General features: G+C 61.2%; 6 protein-coding genes. 4 read left to right on the forward strand and 2 right to left on the reverse strand.

Features of this window, described 5'->3' with window-relative positions; genetic code table 11:
• On the reverse strand, positions 1-956 hold a 956-nt coding region (locus tag AC1DVH_RS23575; RefSeq protein ID WP_477755847.1), incomplete at its 3' end, for a chromosome segregation SMC family protein.
• 2 nt (positions 957-958) lie between these two features.
• Positions 959-1618 carry a GntR family transcriptional regulator gene (locus AC1DVH_RS23580; RefSeq protein ID WP_477755848.1) on the reverse strand — a complete coding sequence of 220 codons (660 nt, stop codon included), beginning with the start codon at positions 1616-1618 and terminating at the stop codon, positions 959-961.
• A gap of 267 nt (positions 1619-1885) precedes the next feature.
• On the opposite strand from AC1DVH_RS23580, the gene xdhA reads away from it, so the two are divergent.
• The 4 genes from xdhA to guaD all read left to right on the forward strand — a co-directional run.
• Entirely contained in the window at positions 1886-3340 is a 1455-nt protein-coding gene (xdhA, locus tag AC1DVH_RS23585; RefSeq protein WP_477755849.1) for a xanthine dehydrogenase small subunit, read from the forward strand.
• The gene (xdhB, locus tag AC1DVH_RS23590) at positions 3333-5732 is read left to right on the forward strand and encodes a xanthine dehydrogenase molybdopterin binding subunit (RefSeq protein WP_477755850.1); all 2400 of its coding nucleotides are present in this window, start codon (positions 3333-3335) and stop codon (positions 5730-5732) included. Before xdhA ends, xdhB begins: the two co-directional genes overlap by 8 nt.
• Before the next feature lie 135 nt (positions 5733-5867).
• Positions 5868-6710: a xanthine dehydrogenase accessory protein XdhC gene (gene xdhC, locus AC1DVH_RS23595; RefSeq protein WP_477755851.1), complete on the forward strand. Its 843-nt coding sequence runs from the start codon at positions 5868-5870 to the stop codon at positions 6708-6710.
• Positions 6711-6718: 8 nt separating this feature from the next.
• The coding region (guaD, locus tag AC1DVH_RS23600) for a guanine deaminase (RefSeq protein WP_477755852.1) at positions 6719-7532 on the forward strand (814 nt) is incomplete at its 3' end.

The following is a 7532-nucleotide window of genomic DNA, read 5'->3' on the forward strand; positions in this document are numbered from 1 at the left end:
TCCTGCAACTGGCGCAAACGCTGCTGACCGTGCTGGATGCTCTGCTCGACCCGGGCGATGTCACCACCGACCGAGTAGAAGCGCCCCTGCACCAGGTTGAAGCGTTCCGACAGGTCGTGGTGGCCGTCACGCAGGCGCTCGATGCTTGCGTCGGCATTGCGCTGTTCGGCCACCAGGGCTTCGAAAGAAACTTCCTGGTTGCCGATGATCGCTTCACGCTGGCCGACCTGATCGTTCAGCGCCTGCCAGCGCAGGGCCGATAATTGGGCCTTGAGCTGACGTTCCTCGCCCTTGTATTCCTGATACTTCTTCGCCGCCTCGGCCTGGCGGTGCAAGCGTTCGAGTTGACGCTCAAGCTCTTCGCGCAGGTCGGTCAGGCGCTCCAGGTTTTCGTGGGTGCGGCGAATGCGGTTTTCCGTCTCGCGCCGGCGCTCCTTGTACTTGGAGATGCCCGCGGCTTCTTCGATGAAGTTACGCAGGTCTTCGGGCTTGGACTCGATCAGCTTGGAGATCATCCCCTGCTCGATGATCGAGTAGCTGCGCGGGCCAAGACCGGTGCCGAGGAAGATGTCGGTGATGTCGCGGCGCCGGCATTTGGTGCCGTTGAGGTAATAGGTGGTCTGGCTGTCGCGGGTCACTTTGCGGCGAATGGAAATTTCCGCATAGGCGGCGTACTCACCGAGCAATGTGCCGTCGGAGTTATCGAACACCAGTTCGATGCTCGCCTGGCTCACCGGTTTGCGGCTGGTCGAGCCGTTGAAGATGACGTCGGTCATCGACTCGCCGCGCAGGTTCTTCGCCGAACTCTCGCCCATCACCCAGCGCACGGCGTCGATGATGTTCGATTTGCCGCAGCCATTGGGCCCGACCACCGCCGCCATGTTACTGGGGAAGTTCACCGTGGTCGGGTCGACGAAGGACTTGAACCCCGCCAGTTTGATGCACTTGAGCCGCACGCTCAGGCGTCCGTCAGGGCAGAAACCACCAGATCGCAACTGCGCTGGGCATAAGCCGTCAGCACTTCGCGGATCTGCGGAAAGTCACGGGCCAGCACGGCAGCGAGCAAGCGTTCGAACAGCTCGAGGAATTCGCTCATCGACGCTTTGCGCTGGTCCAGCGCGAGGAAATACGCACGGCTCATGGCCGGCTGCAGATTCTCGACTGTCTCCTGCAAGTACGGGTTGTTGGCGAACGGATACGCGGCGCGCATCACATTGAAGCTGTCGTCGACGAAGGTGCGGATGTCCTGACGCTCGTAGCTGGCAGTCAGGCGCTGCTGGATCTGCACGAACGGCGCCATGTCGGCCCGGATTTTCCAGCCACTGGCCACCGAGTTACCGAGCAGGATGTAGAGCTCGCTCATCAATGTGCACAGGCTCTGCACCTTGTGCGGCGTGAGTTCGGTAACGTGGGCGCCACGTCGCGGCAGGATCGCGATCAGGTGCCGACGTTCGAGGATCAGCAAGGCCTCGCGAACCGAACCACGGCTGACATTGAGGGCCAGCGTGACTTTCTGTTCCTGGATGCGCTCCCCGGGCTTCATTTCGCCGCGAATGATACGTTCGGCGAGGTGGTGAGCGATTTGCTCGGCGAGGCTGTCCGGCGCCTTGAACGTCATGGTTGTCCTTCAAACTCTTCGATCTGTACAAGCGGCGCAGTGTAGCGCAATTGCTGCATCAGGGCGGAGTGCCCGCCCGGTGGTTTTTGGCACGATTCAAGCAAAAAAGCAGGCTATCGAACCAACGACAATAATTAAGGAACAGGTGGTTAATCGACAAATTGCAATTTCCTGACCTTTAAGTCAGAAATTCATTGACCGAAAAGTCAGACCTGCTAAATTCAGTTCCTATCGGTTAACAACAATAATGAGTCTGCGAGGCCTTCCGTGATCCAGTTTTTACTAAACCAGGAACTCCGTAGCGAGCACGCCCTGGACCCGAACCTGACCGTGCTCAATTATCTGCGCGACCATGTGGGCAAACCCGGCACCAAAGAAGGCTGCGCCAGCGGTGACTGCGGCGCCTGCACCGTGGTGGTCGGCGAGTTGCAGACCGATGATGACGGCCGCGAACACATTCGCTATCGCAGCCTCAACTCGTGCCTGACGTTCGTTTCGTCCCTGCACGGCAAACAGCTCATCAGCGTTGAAGACCTCAAGCACAAAGGTGAACTGCACAGCGTGCAGAAAGCCATGGTCGAGTGCCACGGCTCGCAATGCGGCTTCTGCACCCCAGGCTTCGTGATGTCGCTGTTTGCCCTGCAAAAGAACAGCGATGCGCCGGATCATGCCAAGGCCCACGAAGCACTGGCCGGCAATCTGTGCCGCTGCACCGGCTACCGGCCGATCCTGGAAGCCGCCGAGCAGTCCTGCTGCGGCAAGCAGCCGGACCAGTTCGACATCCGTGAGGCCGACACCATCGCACGCCTGAAAGCCATTGCCCCGACCGATATCGGCGAACTCAACAGCGGCGACAAACGCTGCCTGGTGCCGCTGACCGTGGCCGACCTGGCCGACCTCTACGACGCTTATCCACAGGCCCGCCTGCTGGCCGGCGGTACCGACCTGGCGCTGGAAGTCACGCAGTTCCACCGCACCCTGCCGGTGATGATCTACGTTGGCAACGTCGCCGAGATGAAGCGCATCGAACGTTTTGACGATCGCCTGGAAATCGGCGCCGCCACCGCCCTTTCCGATTGCTACGAGGCCTTGAACGCCGAGTACCCGGACTTCGGTGAATTACTGCACCGCTTCGCGTCGTTGCAGATTCGCAACCAGGGCACCCTGGGCGGCAACATCGGCAACGCTTCGCCGATTGGTGACTCGCCGCCCCTGCTGATCGCCCTCGGCGCGCAAATCGTGCTGTGCAAAGGCGAAACTCGCCGCACTCTGCCGCTGGAAGATTACTTCATTGATTACCGCGTCACTGCGCGCCAGGAAAGCGAGTTCATCGAGAAGATCATCGTGCCGCGCGCCAGCGTCGAAAAACTGTTCCGCGCCTACAAGATCTCCAAGCGTCTGGACGACGACATTTCTGCCGTGTGTGCAGCCTTCAACATTCGCCTGGAGAACGGCGTGGTCGCTGAAGCCCGCGTCGCCTTCGGCGGCATGGCCGCCATCCCGAAACGCGCCGCTGCATGCGAAGCCGCGTTRCTCGGTGCGCCATTCAACAACGCCACCATCGAGCGGGCCTGCGCTGCCTTGGGCGAAGACTTCACGCCGCTCTCGGACTTCCGCGCCAGCAAGGAATACCGCCTGCTCAGCGCGCAGAACCTGCTGCGCAAATACTTCATTGAACTGCAAACACCGCACATCGAGACTCGGGTGACCGCTTATGTCTAATCATCACGCCGTAGAGAAGACCCAAGCCGAACTGGCTGAACTGTTCGCCAAGGACCTGACCACCGGTGTCGGCCGCAGCGTCAAGCACGACAGCGCCGCCAAGCATGTGGCTGGCGAAGCGCAGTACATCGACGATCGCCTGGAGTTTCCGAACCAGTTGCACGTTTATGCGCGCATGTCGGACCGCGCCCACGCCCGGATCATCAGTATCGACACCGCCCCCTGCTACGCCTTCGAAGGCGTGCGCATCGCCATCACCCACAAAGACGTGCCAGGCCTGAAGGACATCGGTCCGTTGCTGCCGGGCGATCCTCTGCTGGCCATCGACACCGTGCAATTCGTCGGTCAACCGGTGATCGCCGTGGCAGCGAAAGACCTGGAAACCGCGCGCAAGGCGGCCATGGCCGCGATCATCGAATACGAAGACCTGGAACCTGTGCTGGACGTGGTCGAAGCCCTGCGCAAACGCCACTTCGTACTCGACAGCCATACCCACAAACGCGGCGATTCAGCCACGGCGCTGGCCACCGCCGAGCACCGCATCCAGGGCACCTTGCACATCGGCGGCCAGGAACACTTCTACCTGGAAACCCAGATCTCTTCGGTGATGCCGACCGAAGACGGCGGCATGATCGTCTACTGCTCCACGCAAAACCCCACCGAAGTGCAGAAGCTGGTGGCCGAAGTGCTGGACGTGTCGATGAACAAGATCGTCGTCGACATGCGCCGCATGGGCGGCGGTTTCGGCGGCAAGGAAACCCAGGCGGCGAGCCCGGCGTGCCTGTGCGCGGTGATTGCTCACCTCACCGGCCAGCCGACCAAGATGCGCCTGCCGCGGGTCGAAGACATGCTGATGACCGGCAAGCGTCACCCGTTCTATGTCGAGTACGACGTCGGCTTCGACAGCACCGGCCGCCTGCACGGCATCAACCTGGAACTGGCCGGCAACTGCGGTTGCTCGCCTGACCTGTCGGCGTCGATCGTCGACCGGGCGATGTTCCACTCGGACAACTCGTACTACCTGGGCGATGCGACCATCAACGGTCACCGCTGCAAGACCAACACCGCGTCGAACACCGCCTACCGTGGTTTCGGCGGCCCGCAAGGCATGGTCGCCATCGAAGAAGTGATGGACGCCATTTCCCGCCATCTGGCCCTTGATCCGTTGGCAGTGCGCAAGGCCAACTACTACGGCAAGACCGAGCGCAACGTCACCCATTACTACCAGACCGTCGAGCACAACATGCTCGAAGAGATGACCGCGGAACTTGAAGAAAGCAGCCAGTACGCGGAGCGTCGCGAAGCGATCCGTCGCTACAACGCCAACAGCCCGATCCTGAAAAAAGGCCTGGCGCTGACCCCGGTGAAATTCGGTATTTCCTTCACCGCGAGTTTCCTCAACCAGGCAGGTGCCTTGGTGCACGTCTACACCGACGGCAGCATCCACCTCAACCATGGCGGCACCGAAATGGGCCAGGGCCTGAACACCAAGGTCGCGCAGGTCGTGGCCGAAGTGTTCCAGGTGGAAATGGACCGCGTACAGATCACCGCGACCAACACCGACAAGGTGCCGAACACCTCGCCGACCGCCGCTTCCAGTGGTGCCGACCTAAACGGCAAGGCTGCACAGAACGCGGCTGAAACCATCAAGAAACGCCTGGTGGAATTCGCCGCGCGCCAATACAAGGTCAGCGAAGAAGACGTGGTATTCCACAACGGCCACGTGCGGGTCCGCGATCACATCCTGACCTTCGAAGCACTGATTCAGCAGGCGTATTTCGCCCAGGTGTCGCTGTCGAGCACCGGTTTCTACAAGACCCCGAAAATCTACTACGACCGCAGCCAGGCCCGTGGTCGTCCGTTCTACTACTTCGCCTTTGGCGCCGCCTGCTGCGAAGTGCTGGTCGACACCCTGACCGGCGAATACAGGATGCTGCGCACCGACATCCTCCACGACGTCGGCGCCTCGCTTAACCCGGCCATCGACATCGGTCAGGTCGAGGGCGGATTCATCCAGGGCATGGGCTGGCTGACCATGGAAGAGCTGGTGTGGAACAACAAGGGCAAGCTGATGACCAACGGCCCGGCCAGCTACAAGATCCCGACCGCGGCGGACATGCCGCTGGACCTGCGCGTCAAGCTGGTGGAAAACCGCAAGAACCCGGAAGACACAGTGTTCCATTCCAAGGCCGTGGGCGAGCCGCCGTTCATGCTCGGCATTGCCTCCTGGTGTGCGATCAAGGACGCCGTGGCGAGCCTGGGCGATTACAAGCATCAACCGAAAATCGACGCACCGGCGACTCCGGAGCGGGTGTTGTGGGGTTGTGAGCAGATGCGCCAGCTGAAGGCAGCGAAGGCTGTCGAAGCCCAGACCGAGTTGGCTTCGCTCTAAGACCGAGGTGCGGCTATCGCGAGCAAGCTCGCTCCCACAGGGTTATGTGCTGACTGTTGGACCTGTACAAATCCAATGTGGGAGCGAGCTTGCTCGCGATGGCGGACTAACAGACACACAGATGTCGAGGTGAACATGTACAACTGGATCGACGCCCTCGCCGACCTGCAAAACCGGGGTGAGCCCTGCGTGCTGGTGACCATCATCGAAGAGCTCGGCTCGACGCCGCGCAACGCTGGCTCGAAGATGGTCATCAGCGCGAACCAGAGCTTCGACACCATCGGTGGCGGGCACCTGGAATACAAGGCCATGAAGATCGCCCGCGAGATGCTCGCCAGTGGCAAGCAGGACACGCATCTGGAGCGCTTCAGCCTCGGTGCCAGCCTCGGCCAGTGCTGCGGTGGTGCAACCGTTTTGCTGTTCGAACCGATGGGCCAGGTTCAAGCGCAGATCGCCGTGTTCGGTGCTGGCCACGTCGGCCGCGCCCTCGTTCCGCTGCTGGCCAGTCTGCCTTGCCGGGTGCGCTGGATCGACTCGCGGGAGGAGGAATTCCCCGAGCATATCCCCCACGGTGTGCGCAAGATCGTCAGCGAAGAACCGGTGGATGAAATCGATGACCTGCCCGCCGGCAGCTACTGCATCGTGATGACCCACAACCATCAACTCGACCTCGAACTGACCGCTGCGATCCTCAAGCGCAACGACTTCGCCTACTTCGGCCTGATCGGTTCGAAGACCAAACGGGTGAAGTTCGAACATCGCCTGCGCGACCGCGGTTTCGACAACAGCGTCGTGCAACGCATGCGCTGCCCGATGGGCATCGGCGAAGTCAAAGGCAAGTTGCCTGTGGAAATCGCCATCTCCATCGCCGGTGAAATCATCGCCACCTATAACGCGAACTTCGGGCAGCACACCGCCAGCGCCGGATCGATTGCCAAACTGCTGCCTGCGTCACGCCGCAGCCAAGCCTCCAATTGAGAATCCCCATGCCACTGACTCGCAAAGCTTACCGCGCCGCCATCCTGCACAGCATCGCCGACCCCGCCATCGTTGGTATCGAAGCCTCCTACGAGTATTTCGAAGACGGCTTGCTGGTTGTGGATAACGGGCAGATCAGCGCCCTCGGCCACGCCAGCGAATTGCTGCCGACYCTGCCGGCTGACGTCGAAATCACCCACTATCAGGACGCACTGATCACTCCCGGCTTCATCGACACCCATATCCACCTACCGCAAACCGGCATGGTCGGCGCCTACGGCGAGCAATTGCTGGACTGGCTCAACACCTACACCTTCCCGTGCGAAAGCCAGTTCGCCAACAAGGCCCATGCCGATGAAGTCGCGGACATTTTCATCAAGGAACTGCTGCGCAACGGCACCACCACTGCGCTCGTATTCGGAAGCGTGCACCCGCAATCGGTGAACTCGTTCTTCGAAGCCGCCGAGCAACTGGACCTGCGGATGATCGCCGGCAAGGTGATGATGGACCGCAACGCCCCGGACTACCTGACCGACACCGCCGAATCCAGCTACGTCGAAAGCAAGGCGCTGATCGAGCGCTGGCACGGCAAGGGTCGCCTGCACTATGCAGTGACGCCACGCTTCGCACCGACCAGCACCCCGGAACAGCTGACTCTSGCCGGCCAGTTGCTSASCGARTACCCGGATCTGTACATGCAGACYCACATCAGCGAAAACCTCAAGGAARTCGAGTGGGTCAAGGCGCTGTTCCCGGAGCGCAAGGGTTACCTGGACRTCTACGACCACTACCGGTTGCTCGGCGAGCGCTCGGTGTTCGCCC

The organism is Pseudomonas sp. P4_C3, from assembly GCF_056402075.1.